General features: G+C 70.1%; 23 protein-coding genes and 1 pseudogene. 14 read left to right on the forward strand and 10 right to left on the reverse strand.

Annotated elements, in window-relative coordinates:
- Nucleotides 1–89: 89 nt before the first annotated feature.
- Nucleotides 90–1,142, reverse strand: a complete 1,053-nt coding sequence (locus OHS70_RS25145; RefSeq protein ID WP_328400763.1) for a M4 family metallopeptidase — start codon at nucleotides 1,140–1,142, stop codon at nucleotides 90–92.
- A 296-nt stretch (nucleotides 1,143–1,438) separates the two neighbouring features.
- On the opposite strand from OHS70_RS25145, the gene leuA reads away from it, so the two are divergent.
- From leuA to OHS70_RS25175, 6 genes are all read left to right on the forward strand, one after another.
- Nucleotides 1,439–3,202, forward strand: a complete 1,764-nt coding sequence (leuA, locus tag OHS70_RS25150) for a 2-isopropylmalate synthase (protein ID WP_328400765.1) — start codon at nucleotides 1,439–1,441, stop codon at nucleotides 3,200–3,202.
- A gap of 240 nt (nucleotides 3,203–3,442) precedes the next feature.
- A complete protein-coding gene (locus OHS70_RS25155; protein WP_328400767.1) occupies nucleotides 3,443–4,135 on the forward strand; it encodes a tellurite resistance TerB family protein in 693 nt (230 codons plus the stop codon).
- A gap of 207 nt (nucleotides 4,136–4,342) precedes the next feature.
- A complete protein-coding gene (locus tag OHS70_RS25160; RefSeq protein ID WP_328400769.1) occupies nucleotides 4,343–6,469 on the forward strand; it encodes an MMPL family transporter in 2,127 nt (708 codons plus the stop codon).
- Nucleotides 6,470–6,624: 155 nt separating this feature from the next.
- On the forward strand, nucleotides 6,625–7,878 hold the full coding sequence (locus OHS70_RS25165) for a sensor histidine kinase (RefSeq protein WP_328400771.1): 1,254 nt from the start codon (nucleotides 6,625–6,627) through the stop codon (nucleotides 7,876–7,878).
- Complete coding sequence (locus tag OHS70_RS25170) at nucleotides 7,875–8,555, forward strand: response regulator transcription factor (protein ID WP_328400773.1); 681 nt, start codon at nucleotides 7,875–7,877, stop codon at nucleotides 8,553–8,555. Before OHS70_RS25165 ends, OHS70_RS25170 begins: the two co-directional genes overlap by 4 nt.
- Nucleotides 8,556–8,564: 9 nt before the next feature.
- Nucleotides 8,565–9,161, forward strand: coding sequence for a gamma carbonic anhydrase family protein (locus tag OHS70_RS25175; protein ID WP_328400775.1), 597 nt, complete (start codon nucleotides 8,565–8,567; stop codon nucleotides 9,159–9,161).
- Nucleotides 9,162–9,202: 41 nt separating this feature from the next.
- Here the strand turns inward: OHS70_RS25175 and OHS70_RS25180 are convergent, their stop codons facing one another.
- The gene (locus OHS70_RS25180) at nucleotides 9,203–9,706 is read right to left on the reverse strand and encodes a DUF4265 domain-containing protein (protein WP_328400777.1); all 504 of its coding nucleotides are present in this window, start codon (nucleotides 9,704–9,706) and stop codon (nucleotides 9,203–9,205) included.
- Nucleotides 9,707–9,905: 199 nt separating this feature from the next.
- Here OHS70_RS25180 and OHS70_RS25185 point away from each other — a divergent pair, with 199 nt between their 5' ends.
- Both OHS70_RS25185 and OHS70_RS25190 read left to right on the forward strand, forming a co-directional pair.
- Nucleotides 9,906–10,280 carry a hypothetical protein gene (locus OHS70_RS25185; RefSeq protein ID WP_328400779.1) on the forward strand — a complete coding sequence of 125 codons (375 nt, stop codon included), beginning with the start codon at nucleotides 9,906–9,908 and terminating at the stop codon, nucleotides 10,278–10,280.
- 207 nt (nucleotides 10,281–10,487) lie between these two features.
- Entirely contained in the window at nucleotides 10,488–10,826 is a 339-nt protein-coding gene (locus OHS70_RS25190) for an ArsR/SmtB family transcription factor (RefSeq protein WP_328400781.1), read from the forward strand.
- Between the two features lie 67 nt (nucleotides 10,827–10,893).
- Here the strand turns inward: OHS70_RS25190 and OHS70_RS25195 are convergent, their stop codons facing one another.
- The 3 genes and pseudogenes from OHS70_RS25195 to OHS70_RS25205 form a co-directional block, all read right to left on the reverse strand.
- Complete coding sequence (locus OHS70_RS25195; RefSeq protein WP_328400783.1) at nucleotides 10,894–12,255, reverse strand: FAD-dependent oxidoreductase; 1,362 nt, start codon at nucleotides 12,253–12,255, stop codon at nucleotides 10,894–10,896.
- Nucleotides 12,256–12,359: 104 nt separating this feature from the next.
- Nucleotides 12,360–12,644 (reverse strand): DUF397 domain-containing protein, encoded by a 285-nt coding sequence (locus OHS70_RS25200; protein ID WP_328405891.1) that lies wholly within the window; start codon nucleotides 12,642–12,644, stop codon nucleotides 12,360–12,362.
- Nucleotides 12,624–12,860, reverse strand: a pseudogene (locus tag OHS70_RS25205) (helix-turn-helix domain-containing protein); the annotation flags it as partial. The gene OHS70_RS25200 and the pseudogene OHS70_RS25205, both read right to left, overlap by 21 nt.
- A gap of 350 nt (nucleotides 12,861–13,210) precedes the next feature.
- On the opposite strand from OHS70_RS25205, the gene OHS70_RS25210 reads away from it, so the two are divergent.
- The gene (locus OHS70_RS25210; protein WP_328400785.1) at nucleotides 13,211–13,432 is read left to right on the forward strand and encodes a hypothetical protein; all 222 of its coding nucleotides are present in this window, start codon (nucleotides 13,211–13,213) and stop codon (nucleotides 13,430–13,432) included.
- Between the two features lie 23 nt (nucleotides 13,433–13,455).
- On the opposite strand, the gene OHS70_RS25215 is transcribed toward OHS70_RS25210, so the two are convergent.
- Nucleotides 13,456–13,968, reverse strand: a complete 513-nt coding sequence (locus tag OHS70_RS25215; RefSeq protein ID WP_328400787.1) for a DinB family protein — start codon at nucleotides 13,966–13,968, stop codon at nucleotides 13,456–13,458.
- A gap of 104 nt (nucleotides 13,969–14,072) precedes the next feature.
- On the opposite strand from OHS70_RS25215, the gene OHS70_RS25220 reads away from it, so the two are divergent.
- The 5 genes from OHS70_RS25220 (at nucleotide 14,073) to OHS70_RS25240 (ending at nucleotide 16,635) form a co-directional block, all read left to right on the forward strand.
- Nucleotides 14,073–14,342, forward strand: coding sequence for a DUF1905 domain-containing protein (locus tag OHS70_RS25220; RefSeq protein ID WP_328405893.1), 270 nt, complete (start codon nucleotides 14,073–14,075; stop codon nucleotides 14,340–14,342).
- Nucleotides 14,343–14,434: 92 nt separating this feature from the next.
- Nucleotides 14,435–15,181 (forward strand): DNA repair protein RecO, encoded by a 747-nt coding sequence (gene recO / locus OHS70_RS25225; protein WP_328400789.1) that lies wholly within the window; start codon nucleotides 14,435–14,437, stop codon nucleotides 15,179–15,181.
- Between the two features lie 15 nt (nucleotides 15,182–15,196).
- On the forward strand, nucleotides 15,197–16,042 hold the full coding sequence (locus OHS70_RS25230; RefSeq protein WP_328400791.1) for an isoprenyl transferase: 846 nt from the start codon (nucleotides 15,197–15,199) through the stop codon (nucleotides 16,040–16,042).
- A 60-nt stretch (nucleotides 16,043–16,102) separates the two neighbouring features.
- Complete coding sequence (locus tag OHS70_RS25235) at nucleotides 16,103–16,303, forward strand: hypothetical protein (RefSeq protein ID WP_328400792.1); 201 nt, start codon at nucleotides 16,103–16,105, stop codon at nucleotides 16,301–16,303.
- Nucleotides 16,300–16,635: a hypothetical protein gene (locus tag OHS70_RS25240; protein WP_328400794.1), complete on the forward strand. Its 336-nt coding sequence runs from the start codon at nucleotides 16,300–16,302 to the stop codon at nucleotides 16,633–16,635. Before OHS70_RS25235 ends, OHS70_RS25240 begins: the two co-directional genes overlap by 4 nt.
- Before the next feature lie 69 nt (nucleotides 16,636–16,704).
- On the opposite strand, the gene OHS70_RS25245 is transcribed toward OHS70_RS25240, so the two are convergent.
- The 4 genes from OHS70_RS25245 to OHS70_RS25260 all read right to left on the reverse strand — a co-directional run bounded on the left by OHS70_RS25245 (nucleotide 16,705) and on the right by OHS70_RS25260 (nucleotide 19,971).
- Nucleotides 16,705–17,139 carry a Fur family transcriptional regulator gene (locus tag OHS70_RS25245; protein WP_328400796.1) on the reverse strand — a complete coding sequence of 145 codons (435 nt, stop codon included), beginning with the start codon at nucleotides 17,137–17,139 and terminating at the stop codon, nucleotides 16,705–16,707.
- A 107-nt stretch (nucleotides 17,140–17,246) separates the two neighbouring features.
- On the reverse strand, nucleotides 17,247–18,140 hold the full coding sequence (locus OHS70_RS25250; protein ID WP_328400798.1) for a metal ABC transporter permease: 894 nt from the start codon (nucleotides 18,138–18,140) through the stop codon (nucleotides 17,247–17,249).
- A gap of 2 nt (nucleotides 18,141–18,142) precedes the next feature.
- On the reverse strand, nucleotides 18,143–18,934 hold the full coding sequence (locus OHS70_RS25255; protein ID WP_328400800.1) for a metal ABC transporter ATP-binding protein: 792 nt from the start codon (nucleotides 18,932–18,934) through the stop codon (nucleotides 18,143–18,145).
- A 47-nt stretch (nucleotides 18,935–18,981) separates the two neighbouring features.
- Entirely contained in the window at nucleotides 18,982–19,971 is a 990-nt protein-coding gene (locus tag OHS70_RS25260) for a metal ABC transporter substrate-binding protein (RefSeq protein WP_328400802.1), read from the reverse strand.
- Nucleotides 19,972–20,129: the final 158 nt, after the last annotated feature.

Consider the following 20,129-nt stretch of genomic DNA (forward strand, 5'->3'; position numbering starts at 1 on the left):
GTTCTAATACGGATCGGGTCCGGGCGACAGCGGAGTGGCCCACGACCACCCGCCCGGACCCACCCGCCCGGACCCTCCTGCCGGGTGCCTCAGGCGGTCGGCACACCCACCTGTGACCAGGCCTTCAGCACCGCCTCGTGCTCCGCCCCGTCCCCGAACCGGGCCTCGGCCGCCGCCACCGTCAGCCGGGCGAAGGACGCGAAGTCGGCGTCCACGGGCAGCTCGCCGCCGGTCAGCACGTCGAACCAGATCCGCCCGGCCCGCTCCCAGGCCGGTCCGCCCAGCTGCGTGGCGAGCAGATAAAAGGCGTGGTTGGGGATGCCCGAGTTGATGTGGACACCGCCGTTGTCACGGCCCGTGCGGACGTAGTCGTCCATCGTCGCGGGCTGCGGGTCCTTGCCGAGCACATCGTCGTCGTACGCCGTACCCGGCGCCTTCAGGGAACGCAGGGCGGCCCCGCTGACCCGCGGCGCGAGCAGTCCCGCGCCGATCAGCCAGTCGGCCGCTTCGGCGCTCTGGTTCAGGGTGTGCTGCTTGACCAGCGAGCCGATCACGTCCGACATCGACTCGTTCAGCGCGCCCGGCTGGCCGAAGTAGCTGAGGTTGGCGGTGTACTGGGTCACTCCGTGCGCCAGCTCGTGGGCGATGACGTCGACCGCGACCGTGAAGTCGAGGAAGATCTCGCCGTCACCGTCGCCGAACACCATCTGCTCGCCGTTCCAGAACGCGTTGCCGTACTTCTCGTCGTAGTGGACGGTCGCGTTCAGCGGGAGGCCGGCGCCGTCGACCGAGTGGTGGCCGTAGGCCGACCGCAGCAGCTCGCAGGTGGCTCCGAGGCCCGCGTACGCGCGGTTGACGGTGGCGTCCTGGACCGGCTCGTCGCCCTCGCCGCGCACCTTGGTGCCCGGCAGCGCCGTGCCGTTCCCGGCGTCGTACAGGGTCCGCCTCAGCCCTCCGGTGGGCCCGGCCGGCGGCGCGGCGCCGCCGAGGACCGTGGTCAGCCGGCGGCCGGTGCGCTGTGCGGCGTCCGCCTGCAGGGTGCGGCGGGCGGGCCCGGCAATCACCGGATCGCCCGAGCGGGCGAGCTTGTCGAGGACGTGCGGCGGCACGATGCCGCAGAAGACGGGTGCAGTGATGTCCATGTCCCGCAATGTGGCACTCGGTCATGACGGTGTCACGAGGTGCGACCATGATTAATGAAATGGAGTGATAGATCACTCTTTGCCCGTTACTCATCGGTCGTCCCGCATAGTGAAACGCGTCCGACATTCCCGTCGAAGCTCGGTTAGGCTTCTGCGCATCATGCGTTTCGGGCTGCTTCTTCTTAGCTGCCGCGGCGAGGGCCTGTAGTCGTAGGCCGACCCCCTCCCCGCGGAGTCTGGTGCTGCTTCGACACAGTCGGCCGTCCCTTTCAAGGACACCCGAGGAGCCCTACGCAATGTCCCAGTCCCAGTGGATCGGCCGACCCACCCCGATCACGAACACGACGCACGCGCAGCAGCCGTCCGGGATGCCGATCCACAAGTACGGCCGGTACGAGGCCGTCGACATCCCCGACCGCACCTGGCCCGACAAGCGCATCACCAAGGCACCCCGCTGGCTGTCCACCGATCTGCGTGACGGCAACCAGGCGCTGATCGACCCGATGTCCCCCGCCCGCAAGCGCGAGATGTTCGACCTGCTGGTGCGCATGGGCTACAAGGAGATCGAGGTCGGCTTCCCGTCCTCCGGAGAGACCGACTTCGCCTTCGTGCGCTCCATCATCGAAGAGGGCGCGATCCCCGACGACGTCACCATCTCCGTGCTGACCCAGGCCCGCGAGGACCTGATCGAGCGCACCGTCGAGTCGGTGATCGGCGCCAAGCGCGCCACCGTGCACCTGTACAACGCCACCGCGCCGACCTTCCGCCGCGTCGTCTTCCGCGGCTCGAAGGACGACATCAAGCAGATCGCCGTCGACGGCACCCGGCTGGTGATGGAGTACGCCGACAAGCTGCTGGGTCCCGAGACCACCTTCGGCTACCAGTACAGCCCGGAGATCTTCACCGACACCGAGCTGGACTTCGCCCTGGAGGTCTGTGAGGCGGTCTGCGACGTCTGGCAGCCGGAGGAGGGCCGCGAGATCATCCTCAACCTGCCCGCGACCGTGGAGCGCTCGACGCCGTCCACGCACGCCGACCGGTTCGAGTGGATGGCCCGCAACCTGTCCCGCCGCGAGTTCGTCTGCCTGTCCGTCCACCCGCACAACGACCGGGGCACCGCAGTCGCCGCCGCCGAGCTGGCGATCATGGCGGGCGCGGACCGCATCGAGGGCTGCCTGTTCGGCCAGGGCGAGCGCACCGGCAACGTCGACCTGGTCACGCTGGGGATGAACCTGTTCTCGCAGGGCGTCGACCCGCAGATCGACTTCTCGCAGATCGACGAGATCCGTCGCACCAGCGAGTACTGCAACCAGATGGAGATCCACCCGCGCCACCCCTACGCGGGCGATCTGGTCTACACGGCCTTCTCCGGCTCCCACCAGGACGCCATCAAGAAGGGCTTCGACGCCATGGAGGCCGACGCGGCCGCCCAGGGCAAGAGTGTCGACGACATCGAGTGGGCGGTGCCGTACCTGCCCATCGACCCCAAGGACGTCGGCCGCTCCTACGAGGCGGTCATCCGCGTCAACTCGCAGTCCGGCAAGGGCGGTATCGCCTATGTCCTGAAGAACGACCACAAGCTGGACCTGCCGCGCCGGATGCAGATCGAGTTCTCCAGGATCATCCAGGCCAAGACCGACGCCGAGGGCGGCGAGGTCACGCCGCAGGACATCTGGTCCGTCTTCCAGGACGAGTACCTGCCCAACCCGGACAATCCGTGGGGCCGCGTCAAGCTGCGGTCCGGCCAGAGCACCACGGACAAGGACGGCATCGACACCCTGGCCGTCGAAGCGGTCGTGGACGGCACCGACACCGTGCTGACCGGTACCGGCAACGGTCCGATCTCCGCGTTCTTCGACGCCCTGAACGCGGTGGGCGTGGACGTCAGGCTGCTGGACTACCAGGAGCACACCATGAGCGAGGGTGCGTCCGCGCAGGCCGCCTCGTACATCGAGTGCGCGATCGACGGCAAGGTGCTGTGGGGCATCGGCATCGACGCCAACACCACGCGCGCCTCGCTGAAGGCGGTCGTCTCGGCCGTCAACCGCGCCGCCCGCTGAGGCAGTTGCCACCGCTCTTCCCGGTCGCCGGCCGCAGGCTCGCTCCCGAGCCCGCGGCCGGCGGCGTTGCATACCGCGACGCAGGCCACCCGGCCGCCACGCCCGAGTCGGCGGTGCGCGGCGGGGCATGGAATCGGCCATGTCCTCGTGTACTCCCGTCGGGGTGCTGACGCGGCCTCGTCGCTGTGGCTAACATCACGTCAACGCGGCAATGTTGCCGCAGCATTACGGAGGTGCGACGTGCTGCAAGCCCGGAGAGTATTCGGCCGAAAGCTGCGGGTATGCGGCATTCATACGTCGTGGAGCACCATCGGTGACGGCGAGTTCTTCTGCCCAGGCTGCGGAGGCGACCGCAACTACCGCCGCCGCACGGGCCGCCGCCGCTTCACCGTCGTGGGGGTGCCGCTGCTGCCGCGGGGACTTGCCGGGCCGGTCGTCGAGTGCGCCGCATGCCACACCCACTTCGGCACCGATGCCCTCGACCACCCCACCACCGGCCGCTTCTCCGCGATGCTCCGCGACGCCGTGCACACCGTCGCCCTCGCCGTCCTCGCCGCCGGCGGCACCTCCTCCCGTACGGTCCGTGAGACCGCCGTCGCCACCGTCCGCGCCGCCGGCCTCGACGACTGCACGGAGGACCAGCTCACCTCGCTGATCGAGGCGCTCGCCGCCGACACCGGCCGCTTCATCACCGACGCCGCACCCTACGGAGCGGCGCTCGCCATCGAACTGCACGAGGCGCTGGAGCCGCTCGCCCCTCATCTGGCCCCCGCGGGACGCGAGTCGATCCTGCTGCAGGGCGCGCGTATCGCCCTCGCCGACGGCCCCTACAGCCCCGCCGAACGCGAGGTCCTCACCACCGTGGGCGCGGCGCTGCAGCTGTGCGAGGACGACACGGCCCGCCTCCTGGCGACGGCCCGCACCCCGTTCTAGGCCCGGGCGCGCCGCGTACGCCCGGCTGCGGTGCGTCCGGCACGCGCTCCTGCGCGCGGACCGGTACTTCCCGGGGAGTAACAGCCCGCAGGTGACACCCCGGGCAGTACGCCCCATCTCACCCCCGAGCGCGACGAAACCGCTTCCGACCGGCGGGAGCCTGGTGACGCACGCAGTCACCGGACCCGGGACGAAGGGGAGACACCCATGGGGGCCGTACCTACCGAGAAGGCGCCACCGTCGGCGCAGCCGACCGCGCGGCGCCGCGCCGTGCCCTGGGCGATCGTGCTGTTCTGGCTCGCGGTCGTCGCTCTCGCCGGCCCCTACGCGGGCAAACTCGGCGACGTGCAGCGCGACAACATCGTCGACTATCTGCCGGCGGGCGCCGACTCCACCCAGGTCGCCAGGATCCAGCAGGCACTGCCCGGCGGCGAGTCGACCGATCTGGTCGTCGTCTACCACCGCGACGGCGGGCTGACCGCGGCCGACCGCGCCACGGCCGGCCGACAGATCGCGGACATCGCCGCCGCTCACCGCCTCACCGGCGAGCGGCCGCCGGCCGGGATCCCCGCCAAGGACGGCGCCACGCTGATGTATCCGCTGTCGTCCACCGAACCCGGTGTGGACAACGACGCGCGGGCCGCTCTCGTCGAGGACGTCCGCGAACGGCTCGGCACCGAGGGGTCGGACGCCGGACTCACCGTGGAAGTCGGCGGGCCGGGCGCCATGCAGAGCGACATGGAGGCGGTCTTCGAGACCATCGACGGCACCCTGATGATCGCGACCGTGATCGTCGTCGCCGTCCTGCTGATCCTCACCTACCGCAGCCCGTTCCTGTGGCTCGTGCCGCTCGTCGTCGTCGGCGTCGCGGCCCTCGCCTCCCGTGCCGTCATCCACGGCCTCGTCCAGGGCTTCGACCTCACCGTCACCAGTCAGAGCGCGGGCATCATGACCGTCCTCGTCTTCGGCGCCGGCACCGACTACGCCCTCCTGCTCGTCGCCCGCTACCGCGAGGAGCTGCGGCGCATCCCACGGCCGCACGACGCCATGGCCGCCGCCCTGCGTGGCTGCGGCCCCGCCGTCCTCGCCTCCTCCGGCACCGTCGCCGCCGGACTGCTGTGCCTGCTCGCCGCCGACCTCAACAGCGCCCGCGGCCTCGGCCCCGTCGGCGCGGTCGGCGTGGTGTGTGCACTGGCCGCGATGCTCACCCTGCTGCCCGCCGTACTCGTCCTGCTGGGCCGCCGGGTGTTCTGGCCGCTCGTACCCGTCCACGGCAGCCAACCCGCGCAGCGGCGCTCGCTGTTCGCGGCGATGGGCAGCTCCGCGAGCCGCCGGCCGGCGGCCGTCCTGGTCCTCGGGACACTCCTGCTGGGCACGCTCGCTCTCGGGGTGTTCAACCTTCCCGGCAGTGTCGCCCAGGAGGACAGCTTCACCGAGCGGCCCGAGTCCGTCTCCGCGATGCGGACGCTCGCCGATGCCTATCCCGAGCGCAGCAGCCAGCCCATCAGCGTGATCGCGCCGACCGCCGGAGCGGACGAGGCGCTCGCCGAGGCCCGCGCCACCGAAGGCGTCGTCGCCGCCGAACGCGGACGCAGCGGCGACGGCTGGACCGCCATCGCCGTGTTCGCGAAGGACGCACCCGAGACTCCCGGCGAGACGGCCACCATCAAGGCGCTGCGCGCCGGTCTCGAGGACAGCTACGTCGGCGGGCCGAGCGCCCAGCAGATCGACCTGGAGGACACCAACACCCGAGACAGCACGGTCGTCATCCCGCTCGTGCTCGGCGCGGTGGTGCTCATCCTGATCGCCCTGCTGCGCAGTCTCGTCGCCCCGCTGATCCTCATCGTCGCAGTCGTCGCGGTGTGGGGCGCGGCCATGGGACTCGGCGGCCTCGTCTTCGGGCCCGTGTTCGACTTCGGGGGCATCGATCCCGGACTGCCGCTGCTCTCCTTCGTGTTCCTGGTCGCCCTCGGCGTCGACTACGGCATCTTCCTGATGCACCGCATGCGCGAAGAGGCCCTCGCGGGCGCCGAACCGGCCGCCGCGGCGCTCACCGCGCTGCGCACCACGGGCGGGGTGATCGCATCGGCCGGCATCGTGCTGGCCGCGACGTTCGCGGTGCTGATGAACCTGCCGCTGGTGGCGCTCGTCGAGATGGGCTTCGTGGTGGCGGTCGGCGTGCTGCTCGACACCTTCCTGGTCCGTACGTATCTGGTGACGTCGGCGAGCCTGCTGCTGGGGCGGCGCGTGTGGTGGCCGGGTGGCCTGAGCAGGCGCGTGCCGGACACGACGCCCACGGACCCGGCACAGCGGTCGAGCCTCGCCGGCGTGTGAGGTGGGGGCGGTGCGACGGAAGGGTCAGGCACATGCCGCCCGGTGGGGGTGGCGGAGACCCGGGGAGATCGAGGCGCGGGGTCCGGGGGCGGAGCCCCCGGGAACGGGAAGGGGGCGAGGTGGGGAACAGCCGGCACCTGACTCAGGATGGAACCGTGCAGCAGCCACAGACCAGCCCCCCGCCCTCTGCCCCCGTCACGGCCTCAGCACGCCCGCGCCTCGGCGAGCGCATACTCACCGCGGTCAGCCGCGATCCGCTCGCCGTGCCCGACCGCCGCCGCAACGACGCGATCCTCGCCGCCGCCGTCGGCGTACTCGCCCTCCTGCTGGCCCTGTTCGTCGACGACGGCCGGCGACCGGACGCCCTCGGCTGGGCCCTGCTCGCCGGCACCACCGTGCCGCTGGCCTGGCGCCGGTCCCGGCCGGCCTGGGTGCTCGTGGCCGTACTGCTGTGCGTCGGGCCGTACCACGCCCTCGACAACACCCATGCCGCGCCGGTGCCCGGGTCGCTGCTCGCCCTCTACACCGTGGCCGCCACCGCCCGGCCGCTGCACACGCTCCTCGTCGGCTGCGGTGTCATCAGCCTTTCCCTGACGGTGATGTTCAACGTCGGCACCCACGAGGGCCTGGAGGCACTGCGCACCTCCGGCTGGATCTTCGCCGCACTCGTCTTCGGCGTCGACGTCCGCGTCTACCGCCTCTACATCGCCTCCGTGGTCAGCCGTGCCGAGCGGGCCGAACGCACCCGCGAGGAAGAGGCGGCCCGCCGCGTCGCCGAGGAGCGGCTGCGCATCGCCCGCGATCTGCACGATCTGCTCGCGCACTCCATCACCCTCATCGGTGTGCAGACCTCGGTCGCCTCCCATGTCCTGACCGTCGACCCGGACCGGCTCGACCGGGCCGCGATCGCCACGGCGCTCGACGACATCGCGGACACCTGCCGCACCGCCCGCGGTGAGCTGCGCACCACCCTGGAGGTGCTCAGGGCGGACGGCCCCGACTGCGACGGCCCGCTGCCGGACCTGGCCGCGCTGCCCGATCTCGTACGGGCGGCCGGTGCGGAGCTCCGCCTCCACACCGGCGGGGAGCAGCTCACGCCCGCCGTCGAGGCCGCGGCGTACCGGATCGTGCAGGAGTCGCTGACCAATGCCGTACGGCACGGCGGCCGGGGCGTACGCATCGAAGTGGCCGTCGAACGCCGCGAGATGTCCTTGTATGTCACGGTCACCGACGACGGAACGGCGGACAAGAGCACCAACGGATCAGGTTTCGGCATCATCGGCATGCGGGAGCGCGCCCGCAGCGTCGGCGGCACCCTGTCCGCGGGCCCGCGCCCCCAGGGTGCCGGTTTCGAAGTCGCGGCCGCCCTGCCGCTGCAACCGCTCCAGCCGTCGGAGGTCCTGGTATGAACCCGATCCGCGTCCTGCTCGCGGACGACCAGACGCTCGTCCGCGCCGCGTTCGCGATGCTCGTCGAATCGGCCCGCGACATGGAGGTCGTCGGCCAGGCGGGCACGGGAGCCGAAGCCGTCGAACTCGCCCGCTCCGAACGGGCGGACCTGGTCGTCATGGACATCCGCATGCCCGAACTCGACGGCATCGAAGCCACCCGCCTGATCGCGGCAGACGATGATCTGGCCGGCGTCAAGGTCCTCGTCCTGACCACCTACGACACGGACGAGCACGTCCTCGAGGCGCTGCGCGCGGGTGCCTCCGGTTTCCTGGTCAAGGACACCAGGCCGGCGGACCTGCTCGCCGCCATCAGGACGGTCGCGGCGGGGGAGTCCCTGCTCTCGCCCGGTCCCACGTCCCGCCTGATCGCCCGCGTCCTGAGCGCCCCGTCCGCCCCGCCGCCGGTGACGGCGGGCCCGGGCGGCCTGAGCGCCCGCGAACGCCAGGTGCTGACGCTGGTGGCCCGCGGCCTGAACAACACGGAGATCGCCGAGACGCTGGGCCTGAGCCCGCTGACGGCCAAGACCCATGTCAGCCGCATCATGGGCAAGCTGGGCGCCCGCGACAGGGCCCAACTGGTGATCGTGGCCTACGAGTCCGGCCTGGTGACACCAGGCGACGCGCCCGCGCCATAGGCTCCGTCCATGCTGATCGCACATCGCGGCACCAGGCCCGTGGTCCCCGAGTCCGCGTATGTCGCCCCCTCGGCCGTCCTGTGCGGCGCGGTGGTGCTGGGCGAGCGGGCACGCGTCCTGCACGGCGCGGTTCTCACGGCCGAGGACGGCGAAGTGCGCACCGGCGCGGACGTCGTGGTGATGGAGAACGCGCTGGTCCGCGGCCGGGCGAACCATCCGGCGGTGCTCGGGGACGCCGTACTGATCGGCCCGCATGCGCACATCAACGGGGCGAGGATCGGGGACGAGGTCTTCGTGGCGACGGGTGCGTCAGCATTCCCCGGCGCCGTGGCGGGAGCGGGCTGCGAACTGCGGATCAACAGCGTGCTGCACGTCAATTCGCGCCTGGAGCCGGGGACGGTGCTCCCCATCGGCTGGATCGCGGCGGGCGACCCGGCGGAGCTGTTCTCTCCGGACAGGCACGACGAGCTGTGGGAGAAGCAGCGCGGCCTGGACTTCCCGGGCACGGTCCACGGAGTCCCGCGCGGCACGCCGATGCGTACGATCATGGCCCGCCAGGCGGACTTCTACGGGGCGCACCTGGACGACCGGCTCCTCGACGACTGACGCCGCCACCGCCAACGCCTTGCCCCGTCAAGCCCGTTCAGCTACGCAGCGCGCCAGGCGTCGGTGACACAGGCAGTCTCGAAGCGCCACCAGCCCTCCTCCTGACCGCGGATCAGCAGCGCCTTGATCCCGCCGAGGTCCGCGTCGGCCGGCACGGTCAGGGCGACCAGCGGGAAGTCCTTGCTGAAGCTCTCCCCGCCCAGGCCGAAAGGCGCCAGCTTCTCGTGGACCGCCTCGGCGCTCCTGCCCAGGGGGCCGCTGGGCACGGGAAGAACCCGGATGGTGCAGTTTCCCGATGCCTCCACCCGCTCCACGGCCCAGTAGAGGCCGTCGGCGCCGGTGACGAACCGGACGATCTCCCCCTCGGCCACCCCGTCCTGCAGGAAGGGCACGTTCGCGACGCGGGCGGTGTCCTCGCTCAGGCGTGTGGCCCACAGGCCCTCGGTGTCATAGGGCGGCCACCCGTCGCGTGGCTCGAAGCGGTACCAGATCTTGATCCGGTCATGTGCGTCGGTCGTGCGCTCGGGTACGGGCGTGAGGGTCATACACACGATGGTCGCGCACCTGACGGCCCCTTCGGTCCGCGGTGACGCGCATCCTACGGGGTAATCACCGACCTTCGCCCCGGTTCAGGCATATCCACCCGGACCTTGCACACGATCAGTAGCGTCTCCGTCGCAGTCCGTCGGCACTCGCATCGCGAGCGCCGTCCACCCATGCAGTCTGACGAGGAGTGTGCCTGACGTGGCGAGTGTGGAGACCTCTCTCAAGGAAGCCATGACATCGATCGAGGGCAGTGTCGGTGCCGCCCTTGTGGACTACACCAGCGGGATGGCGCTGGGTACTCTCGGGGGCGGAAAGGACCTCGACCTGGCCGTCGCCGCCGCCGGCAACACCGATGTGATCCGGGCCAAGACCCGCACCATGGAACACCTCGGCCTCAAGGAGGACATAGAGGACGTGCTGATCACCCTCGGCGGCCAGTACCACCTCATCCGCCTGCTCAAGAGCCGCGGCGGCAACGGTCTGTTCCTCTACCTCGTGCTCGACAAGGCCAAGTCGAACCTGGCCATGGCCCGCCATCAGCTCAAGCGCATCGAGGCGGAGCTGGAGGTCTAGGCACTCAGCCGGTCTCTCCCGCCTTCGTGTGCCCAGTACTTGAAGATTTCTTCAAGTACCCACATCGCCACATCCCGATGCGCTGAACCCCCTGGGAGTGCGGCACTCGAAGGCGGGAGGATCGACCCTGCACTGCACCGCCGCCGTGACGGCGGCAGCAGAGGCCTCGGCACACGGCAGGCCGTCGAACCCAGCAGGAGCATTCATATGCAGGTACCGCTGTACCAGGCCAAGGCGGAGTTCTTCCGCATGCTCGGACACCCTGTCCGTATACGTGTGCTGGAGCTGCTGCAGAACGGCCCCCTACCCGTGCGAGACCTGCTTGCCGAGATCGAGATCGAACCGTCGAGCCTGTCCCAGCAGCTTGCCGTGCTGCGCCGCTCCGGCATCGTGGTGTCCATCCGCGACGGCTCCACCGTCAGTTACGCCCTTGCCGGCGGCGATGTCGCCGAACTGCTGCGCGCTGCGCGTCGGATCCTCACCGAACTCATCGTCGGCCAGAGTGAATTGCTCGCCGAGCTCCGCCAGGCGGACGTGAGCCGGTGACCGGCGGCGGAACCGTCAAGGGCCCGGCGGCCGAAGCCGCCGGGCCCTTGGCAGATCGCTCCGGCAGCTACGCGCCGCTGGCCCGCAGCATGCCCTCGCGGTCCACGATCTTCACGCGCTCGCGGCCCTGCGGCTCGCCCAGCGCCTTCTCCGCCTCGTCCAGGCGGTACCAGCCGTCCCACGTCGTGTAGCGGACGTCCCTGCCTGCGAGGAAGGCGACGACCGCCTCGGCCTCCGGCGCCGTGGGCGTCTGCAGGCGGCCGCCCGCGTAATCCTCCAGCAGGTTGGCCACCGTCTCGTTCGCGTCACCCTTGGTGTGGCCGATCAGGCCGACCGGACCGCGCTTGATCCAGCCCGTGACGTACGTGGACCGCAGGTGCTCGCCGCCTTCGATCACCCGGCCGGCCTCGTGCGGGACCGTGCCGCTGTCCATGTCCCAGGGCAGCTTGGGAAGTTCCTCGGAGAGGTAGCCGACCGCGCGGTACACGGACTGGACGTCCCAGTCGTGGAACTCGCCCGTCCCCTTTACGTTGCCCGTGCCGTCCAGAGCGGTCCGCTCCGTACGCAGGCCCACGACCCTGCCGTCCTCGCCGAGCACCTCGGTCGGCGACTCGAAGAAGTGCAGGAACAGCTTGTGCGGGCGGTCGCCGATGTCACGGATCGCCCAGTTCTCCAGGGTCTTCGCGACCATGTCCGCCTGCTTGTTGGAGCGGCGGGTCGCGATCGAGCCCTCGTCGTAGTCGATGTCCTCGGGATCGACGACGACCTCGATGTTGGGGGAGTGGTCGAGCTCCCGCAGTTCCATCGGGCTGAACTTGGCCTGCGCCGGCCCGCGCCGACCGAAGACGTGCACCTCGAGCGCCTTGTTGGCCTTGAGCCCGTCGTAGACGTTCGGCGGGATCTCCGTCGGCAGCAGCTCGTCCGCGGTCTTCGCGAGGATGCGGGCGATGTCGAGCGCGACGTTGCCGACGCCGAGGACGGCGACCTTCTCGGCCTCCAGCGGCCAGGTACGGGGCACGTCCGGGTGCCCGTCGAACCAGGACACGAAGTCGGCCGCACCGTACGAGCCGTCGAGGTCGATGCCGGGGATGTCGAGCGCCCGGTCGGCGTTCGCGCCCGTGGAGAAGATCACCGCGTCGTAGAACTCGCGCAGATCGTCGAGGTTGATGTCGTTCGGGTAGTCGACGTTTCCGAAGAGACGTATCTGCGGCTTGTCGAGCACCTGGTGCAGTGCGGTGATGATGCCCTTGATCCGCGGATGGTCCGGCGCGACGCCGTACCGGATCAGTCCGAACGGGGCGGGCAGCCGCTCGAAGAGGTCGATGGACACACCGGGCTCGGCCGCGGTCTCGGACTTGAGCAGGGCGTCGGCGGCGTAGATCCCGGCGGGGCCGGCTCCCACGATGGCTACCCGCAGGGGGCGAGGCATGAAGGGTCCCTTCGAGTGGCATCAGCTGTCTCGTCCGACCCACCCTAAACAAAGGCTTGCCTTACCAGGTACCCGCCCCGCCTCTATGGGCTCATAAGCGGGGCTTATGAGGTCCCCAAGAATCCCTTGATGAAGGTGGCCCGGCTCGGAGCCGTGACGGCCAGGACGGGACCGGAGGGGTTCTTGCTGTCACGGACCGGTACGGCGCCGGGGATGTCGTCGAGCACCTCGACGCAGCTGCCGCCGTCGCCGTTGCTGTACGTGCTCCTCCGCCATGGGGCGCCGCCGGTGAAGTCGTACGCCACCTTGACGCAGTCGCCGCCCTCGCCGTTGCTGTAACTGCTCTTGCGCCAGCGGGCGTTGCTCAGGTCGTACAGCTTTCTGCACATGTGCTCGAAAAAGCCATCGGTTTGCAGTGAATCGTCAATCCGCTGCGCCACATCCAACTGCGGTTTCCTGATTGCCTGTTCGAATTGGCTGATGTATCCGCCGGATACGAACACCTGCCTGCCCAGCTCCTCCTGCGTGAGTTCGGCGACCTCCCTGCGGCGCTTGAGTTCCGCGCCGAAGAATTCCCATGCCGCCTGCCGCGGAGCCTTGGCCATGGATCAATCTCCTTGCCCAGCTGCCCGGTTGTAGTGGGCGCACCCCTGTCGAGGGTAGCCGCGGAGCGCCACCCTTGTAATGCGAAACGTGAACTCGGACGAGGAAGGGAAACAATGGCGGGCAACGAAAGGGCGCGGCACTCGATCGCGTGTGTCGAAGAGGCGGAGGATGCTGTGAACACATTGCGTGCGGCTCTGAAACGGTCAGGTGTCACGCTTCCCTCGCTGCGTCTGGACCCCGCTTCCCACGCACGCGATGTGCCGTGCCCGCTCGTCGAATTGGGGCGCTGCGACGTCGACACCGTGCGGATGATCGCGGCCGTGCTGCCAAGGGAAGGGGAAGGGACCCCATGACCCACGTTCCGCCCGTCGGCTCGTACGTCGTCGACACCCGAACGGGGCGGGTGGGCCGGCTCATGGGGGAGGCGGGCCCCCGGCTGAGCCTGAGACCTGTCGGCGGCGGCCTGGAGTGGGAGTGCGCGCCGGACACGGTGCGTCCCGCCACGGACGTCGAGCGGATCAGCGCGACGACGGCGTACGTGAACGCCCGCAGCCGCGGCGAACTGCCGTGACGGCCGGTCGGGTCCGGTGCGGCTCAGTAGTAACCCTTCTCGCCGTCGAGCAGCTCCCGGATCGTGTCCATGTGGCCCGCGTGCCGGGCGGTCTCCTCGATCATGTGGATCAGCATCCAGCGAAGGGACGCCGCCGCCGAGCGGTAGTCCGGGTGCCTGCCCACCTCGTCCAGCGAATGGGCGGCGATGATCTCGTTCGACACCGCGCACTGCTTCTCGTAATCGTCGAGGAGCTGCGCGAGCGGAACGCCCTCGACCCTCATGTCGGCGTCCTCGGGCTCCTCCACGAACTGGGGCCCTTCGGCCGGCCCACCGAGGAAGAGGACCTCGAACCAGGAGTTCTCGACCCAGCGCATGTGGGAGACGAGACCCGCCATGGTCATCAGGGGCGACGTCGGCAGGAGGGCACGGTGGGCGTCCTCGTCGGACAGGCCCTCGCACTTGTAGTGGATGATCGCGCGCTGCATGTCGAGCCAGCCGACGAGCTGCGTCCGTTCGTCCGCAGTGAAGGGGGGCCGGATGCGGGAAGGAGTCATGGGCGGCGACGCTAGCGGAGCGGCGGGCGCATCGGCACGGGATTTTCGGCGGGTCCGGCCTGATGAGTTCCGGCGCCGGCCCCGGTCCACTCTCCATGGACAAGATGGACAAGGAATTCAGTGCGACCCTGCAGAAGAGCCCCGCCAAAGGCGGCTGGACCTACCTCGTGTGGCCCGGGTCCGCCGACTTCTTCGGGACCCGGGGACTCGTCAAGGTCCGCGGCATCATCGACGGGCATCCCTTCCGCCGCTCCTTCATGGCGCTCGGGGACGGCACCCACCAGCTGCCTGTCAAGGCCGCCGTGCGCAAGGCGATCGGCAAGGAGGCCGGTGACACCGTGACCGTACGGCTCGTGGAGCGGATACAGGACTGAGCGGATCCCCCGGGCTCGTTGCGCACAGGCCCCGCGAGGACCACCTCCCATCCCCTGGCCACCGGGCCCGGACCGTACGAGAGAATGGGCCCATGAGCCTGTTCCGTGACGACGGCGTCGTCCTGCGCACCCAGAAACTGGGTGAAGCGGACCGCATCATCACGCTGCTCACACGCGGTCACGGCCGCGTACGCGCCGTGGCCCGCGGGGTGCGGCGCACCAAGTCGAAGTTCGGGGCGAGGCTCGAACCCTTCAGCCACGTCGACGTGCAGTTCTTCGCGCGCGGCAGCGAACTCGTCGGGCGCGGGCTGCCCCTGTGCACCCAGAGCGAGACCATCGCTCCCTACGGTGGCGGCATCGTCAGCGACTACGCCCGCTACACCGCCGGCACCGCCATGCTCGAGACCGCCGAACGCTTCACGGACCACGAGGGCGAGCCCGCCGTACAGCAGTACCTGCTGCTCGTCGGCGCCCTGCGCACCCTCGCGCGCGGGGAACACGCTCCGCACCTCGTCCTCGACGCGTTCCTGCTGCGCTCCCTCGCCGTCAACGGCTACGCCCCCAGCTTCGACGACTGCGCGAAATGCGGACTGCTCGGACCCAACCGCTTCTTCTCCGTCGCCGCCGGCGGCGTCATATGCGGCGACTGCCGGGTGCCCGGCAGCGTCGTACCCTCTGCGGAGGCCATCGCACTGCTCAGCGCTCTGCTGACCGGCGACTGGGCCGCGGCGGACGCGTGCGAGGCGCGGTACGTCAGGGAGGGCAGCGGCCTGGTGTCCGCCTATCTGCACTGGCACCTGGAGCGCGGCCTGCGCTCGCTGAGATACGTAGAGAAATAGGGAGATGTGACCCGCATGGCACGACGCGGAATCCTGGGCCGGTCCCGCCGCGAGTACAAGGTCCCCGAGCCGCACCCGTCCGGGGCACGCCCGCCGAAGATCCCCGGCGAACTCGTTCCCAAGCATGTCGCGTGCGTCATGGACGGCAACGGCCGCTGGGCCAAGGAGCGCGGGCTGCCGCGCACCGAGGGGCACAAGGTCGGCGAGGGTGTCGTCCTCGACGTACTCAAGGGCTGCCTGGAGATGGGCGTCAAGAACCTCTCCCTGTACGCCTTCTCCACGGAGAACTGGAAGCGCTCGCCCGACGAGGTCCGCTTCCTGATGAACTTCAACCGCGACGTCATCCGCCGCCGCCGCGACGAGATGGACGAGCTCGGCATCCGTATCCGCTGGGTCGGCCGGATGCCCAAAATGTGGAAGTCCGTCGTCCAGGAGCTTCAGGTCGCCCAGGAGCAGACCAAGGACAACGACGCCATGACGCTGTACTTCTGCGTCAACTACGGCGGGCGCGCCGAGGTCGCGGACGCGGCGCAGGCGATCGCGCGGGACGTCGCGGCCGGCAAGCTCGACCCGTCGAAGGTCAACGAGAAGACCTTCCAGAAGTACCTGTACTACCCGGACATGCCGGACGTCGACCTGTTCCTGCGCCCCAGTGGCGAGCAGCGCACCTCCAACTACCTGATCTGGCAGAGCAGTTACGCCGAAATGGTGTTCCAGGACGTGCTGTGGCCCGACTTCGACCGGCGTGACCTGTGGCGCGCCTGCCTCGAGTACGCGCAGCGCGACCGCCGCTTCGGCGGCGCGGTCCCGAACGAGGAGCTCGAGGAGATGCAGGGACGGCTCGAAAAGCCGACGGTCTGACCTGCCGGACTCCCGGTACGATCACGGCTCGCCACCATGATCGGGGAGTCGGGGAGGGCCGTGACCGAGGTTCGGTACGACAACGGGCAGGCGGTGGCGCTCACTTACGGGCCCACCGCCGCCGGCATGGCAGCCGCGCTGCGGGCCCCCGGCGACAGACACGGCGTCGGGCTCATGATCCTTCCCGGGCTTGGTGTGCGCGAGGGCGGTGACGCCGGCCGGCTGCGCGCCCTGCCCGGCCGGCACGCCCGGCGGGCATGACCGCCCGCGGCTGCGGCGCCGCCGCACTGTTCGCCCTTGCCGCGCTCCTCGCGTACGTCAGCTTCGGCGCCACCGTCGAGATGGAGACGTTCCCGGGGTTCCGGCCCAACCATGCCGGGTTCGCCGTCTTCTCCGTCGTCCTGGCCGTTCTGTCCGCATGGGGCGGCCTGGCCGTCGCCGGACGCCGCTCACGCCTTGCGCTCGCGGCGACCGTCTGCGTGGCCGCGGCACTGACCTGGCGCATGTACACGCTGGCACCGGCCCTGCACTGCTGGGAGCACAACACCGTCGGACGCAACGACGACGGCAGCTACGACTGCTTCGACCTGTAGCCGCCGGCGGGACGCATGGCAGCGGCCCGCGCCCCGGCAGGGGTGCGGGCCACCTCGATGGTCCGGCTGCTACTGCTCGGCCGCCGCCGCGCACTCCGCGCACGTACCGAAGATCTCCACGGTGTGCGCCACATTCACGTAGCCGTGCTGGGCCGCGATCGACTCCGCCCACTGCTCCACCGCCGGGCCCTCCACCTCGACGGCCTTGCCGCACAGGCGGCACACCAGATGATGGTGGTGGTCGTCCGTCGAGCAGCGCCGGTACACCGACTCGCCGTCGCTGGTGCGCAGGACATCCACCTCGCCCGCGTCGGCGAGTGACTGCAGCGTGCGGTAGACCGTCGTCAGGCCGACCGAATCACCGCGGTGCTTGAGCATGTCGTGCAGGTCCTGCGCACTGCGGAACTCGTCCACCTCGTCGAGCGCCGCCGCCACCGCGGCACGCTGCCGGGTGGACCGGCCTCGCACCGGGGCTGTGTTTCCGCCGGTTGGCGCCGTGGTCACAGGTGCCTCCTCGCTTGCCCGCGCATACGTCGGGCTATTGTGCCAGGCCCGCGTACGAGCCTTGACGCAGTCTTGCGCGCCGGGGCCCGCATATGGCGCGGACCTGCTCAGACCTTGACGTCGTCGCTCGTACCGCGCGCACCCGGCATGTCCACCGAGCACTGCGCCCCGGGCGCCTCCACCGCCCTGGCCCGGCGCCGCGCGAACGGCATGGCGAGCGCGGTCAGCAGAACGAAGACGGCGATGGCCAGCAGAACAATCGTCGCTCCCGGCGGCACATCCCGGTAGTAGGAGGTCGCGGTTCCGGCCAGCGAGACCCCCACGCCGATCGCCACGGCCAGTGCGAACGTGGCCCGGAAGGACCGCGAGACCTGCTGGGCCGCGGCCACCGGCACCACCATCAGGGCGCTGACCAGCAGCAGCCCCACGACGCGCATCGCCACGCTCACCGTGACCGCGGCGGTCACCGAGATCAGCAGATTCAGCGTCCGCACCGGAAGCCCGGTCACCCGCGCGAACTCCTCGTCCTGGCTGATCGCGAACAGCTGCCTGCGCAGCCCCAGCGACACCGCCACCACGAACGCCGCGAGCAGCACGATCGCCGTGAGGTCCTCCTCGGAGACCGTCGACAGCGAACCGAACAGGAACGAGCTGAGCTTCGCCGTCGACCCGGTCTCCGACATGTTGATCAGCAGCACACCGCCCGCCATGCCGCCGTAGAAGAGCAGCGCGAGCGCGATGTCGCCGCGGGTGCGGCCGTACGCACGGATCAGTTCCATCACGACCGCGCCGATCACCGAGACGATCGTCGCCGTCCAGATCGGGTTGGTGGACAGCAGAAAGCCGAGGCCGACGCCGGTCATCGCGACATGGCCGATTCCGTCGCCCATCAGGGCCTGGCGGCGCTGTACGAGGTGGATGCCGATCGCGGGGGCGGTGATACCGACCAGCACGGCCGCGAGCAGTGCCCGCTGCATGAAAGCGGTGTCCAGGATGTCCATGATCAGGTCAGCAGTCCCGTGCGGAGCGGCTCGTCGGCCGCGTGCGGATGTACGTGGTCGTGGCCGGGCAGCGCATGCTGGCCCACGGCCTCGGGCGGCGGTCCGTCATGGACCACACAGCCGTCGCGCAGCACCACGGCCCGGTCGATCAGCGGCTCCAGTGCGCCCAGTTCGTGCAGCACCAGCAGCACCGTCGTACCGGCGGCGACCTGTTCGCGCACCGTCCCGGCCAGCACCTCCTGGCTCGCCAGGTCGACGCCCGCCATCGGCTCGTCCATGATCAGCAGTTCGGGTTCGCAGGCGAGGGCCCTGGCGATCAGCACCCGCTGGTGCTGGCCGCCGGACAGGGCGTTCACCGAGTCCTTGGCGCGGTCGGCGAGGCCGACGAGTTCGATGGCGCGCTGCACGGCCGCCCTGTCGGCACGCGACGGCAGTCCGAAGCGGCTGCGGGAGAGCCTGCCCGCGGCGACGACCTCCCGTACGGTCGCGGGCACACCGCTCGCCGCGGTCGTGCGCTGGGGCACGTAACCCACCCGGGCCCACTGGCGGAAGCGGCGCAGCGGCGTGCCGAACAGTTCGATCTCGCCGCCGGTGAGCGGCACCTGGCCGATGACCGAGCGCACCGCGGTGGACTTTCCGGAGCCGTTCGCCCCGAGCAGGGCGACGACCTCACCGCGGCGCACGGTCAGGTCGATACCGCGCAGCACCGGCCGCGAGCCGAGCGTGGCCCGGCCTCCGCGGACGGATATGACCGGCTCCAAGGCGTTCGCGGTGTGATCCGTGCTGTGATCCATGGCAGGCCCCTCCATGGGGAGTGGGGTGGGGTTCGTGTGGTCGGGTGTCACCGTGCGCCGAGGGCCTTCTCCAGCGCGGCGAGGTTGGACCGCATGACCTCGAGGTAGTCGTCGCCGTGGGACTTGGGTGTGATTCCCTCGAGCGGATCGAGGACGTCGGTCTTCAGACCGGTGTCGGCCGCGAGGGTCTTGGCGGTCCTGTCGCTGGCGAGCGCCTCGAAGAAGACGGTGGTGACCTTTTCCTTCTTCGCGATGGTCTGGAGTTCCCTGATGCGCGCGGGGCTCGGCTCGCCCTCCGGGTCGAGGCCGGCGATGCCCTCCTGGTCCAGGCCGTAACGCTCGGCAAGGTGGCCGAACGCGGAGTGGGTGGTGATGAACGTCTTGGTGGCGGTGTTCTTCAGGCCCTGCCGGAAGTCGGTGTCCAGCGCGGTGAGCTTGGCGACCAGCGCGTCGGTGTTCTTCTCGTAGTCCGCGGCGTGGTCGGGGTCCGCCTTGGCGAGCTTCGCACCGACCTTCTCGGCGACCTCGGCGTACTTCACGGGGTCGAGCCAGATGTGCGGGTCGCCGCCCTCGGACTCATGGCCCCCGTGCTCGTGGCCTTCCTCGGCGTGTCCCTCGTCCCCGGCTCCGTGGCCGTGGTCGTGCCCGCCTGTCGCGCCGTCGTGCTCCAGCGTGGTGAGGCCGGCGGCGTCGACCTTGTGCTCGACATCGGCCTCGGCTATTGCGTCGTCGACCGCGGGCTGCACACCCTTGAGATAGAGGATGAAGCCCGCTTCGTTCAGCTCGGCGGTCTGCCGCGGCTTCAGCTCCAGATCGTGCGGCTCGATGCCGGGCTGAGTGAGAGTGGAGACGGACACATGAGCGCCCCCTATCTCCTCGGCGAGATACTGCATGGGGTAGAAGGACGCCACGACCCTCAGCTTGCCGCCGCTGCGGCCGTCCGAAGCAGCGGAGGTGGAGCACGCGGAGACGGCCATGAGGCCGAGCGCGACCGCTCCGGCGACGGCGGTGGTGGGTATGAGGCGTCGTACGTTCATGACAGTCATTTTCAACAAAATTGGAAACGATTGTCAACAAGGGTGGTGGCTGCCCGCTACCCCAGACCGATTTGATCCGGGGGGTGCGGCCGCCGGTAACCTGAAGCATTCGCCCGCCCGCCACCCCGACCACCACCCCTCATCGAGGCGCTTTCGCG

The organism is Streptomyces sp. NBC_00390 (genome assembly GCF_036057275.1).
Taxonomy (GTDB): Bacteria; Actinomycetota; Actinomycetes; order Streptomycetales; family Streptomycetaceae; genus Streptomyces.

Excerpts from the sequence above, each read along its gene's own strand:
- OHS70_RS25220 (WP_328405893.1), top strand. The coding sequence starts at position 14,073 with ATGGACAAGGAATTCAGTGCGACCCTGCAGAAGAGCCCCGCCAAAGGC.
- OHS70_RS25240 (WP_328400794.1), top strand. The coding sequence starts at position 16,300 with ATGACCGCCCGCGGCTGCGGCGCCGCCGCACTGTTCGCCCTTGCCGCG.
- OHS70_RS25160 (WP_328400769.1), top strand. The coding sequence starts at position 4,343 with ATGGGGGCCGTACCTACCGAGAAGGCGCCACCGTCGGCGCAGCCGACC.
- OHS70_RS25250 (WP_328400798.1), bottom strand. The coding sequence starts at position 18,140 with ATGGACATCCTGGACACCGCTTTCATGCAGCGGGCACTGCTCGCGGCC.
- OHS70_RS25260 (WP_328400802.1), bottom strand. The coding sequence starts at position 19,971 with ATGAACGTACGACGCCTCATACCCACCACCGCCGTCGCCGGAGCGGTC.
- OHS70_RS25215 (WP_328400787.1), bottom strand. The coding sequence starts at position 13,968 with ATGACTCCTTCCCGCATCCGGCCCCCCTTCACTGCGGACGAACGGACG.
- OHS70_RS25200 (WP_328405891.1), bottom strand. The coding sequence starts at position 12,644 with ATGTGCAGAAAGCTGTACGACCTGAGCAACGCCCGCTGGCGCAAGAGC.
- recO (WP_328400789.1), top strand. The coding sequence starts at position 14,435 with ATGAGCCTGTTCCGTGACGACGGCGTCGTCCTGCGCACCCAGAAACTG.
- OHS70_RS25170 (WP_328400773.1), top strand. The coding sequence starts at position 7,875 with ATGAACCCGATCCGCGTCCTGCTCGCGGACGACCAGACGCTCGTCCGC.
- OHS70_RS25175 (WP_328400775.1), top strand. The coding sequence starts at position 8,565 with ATGCTGATCGCACATCGCGGCACCAGGCCCGTGGTCCCCGAGTCCGCG.
- OHS70_RS25230 (WP_328400791.1), top strand. The coding sequence starts at position 15,197 with ATGGCACGACGCGGAATCCTGGGCCGGTCCCGCCGCGAGTACAAGGTC.
- OHS70_RS25195 (WP_328400783.1), bottom strand. The coding sequence starts at position 12,255 with ATGCCTCGCCCCCTGCGGGTAGCCATCGTGGGAGCCGGCCCCGCCGGG.
- OHS70_RS25180 (WP_328400777.1), bottom strand. The coding sequence starts at position 9,706 with ATGACCCTCACGCCCGTACCCGAGCGCACGACCGACGCACATGACCGG.
- OHS70_RS25145 (WP_328400763.1), bottom strand. The coding sequence starts at position 1,142 with ATGGACATCACTGCACCCGTCTTCTGCGGCATCGTGCCGCCGCACGTC.
- leuA (WP_328400765.1), top strand. The coding sequence starts at position 1,439 with ATGTCCCAGTCCCAGTGGATCGGCCGACCCACCCCGATCACGAACACG.
- OHS70_RS25210 (WP_328400785.1), top strand. The coding sequence starts at position 13,211 with ATGACCCACGTTCCGCCCGTCGGCTCGTACGTCGTCGACACCCGAACG.
- OHS70_RS25255 (WP_328400800.1), bottom strand. The coding sequence starts at position 18,934 with ATGGATCACAGCACGGATCACACCGCGAACGCCTTGGAGCCGGTCATA.
- OHS70_RS25190 (WP_328400781.1), top strand. The coding sequence starts at position 10,488 with ATGCAGGTACCGCTGTACCAGGCCAAGGCGGAGTTCTTCCGCATGCTC.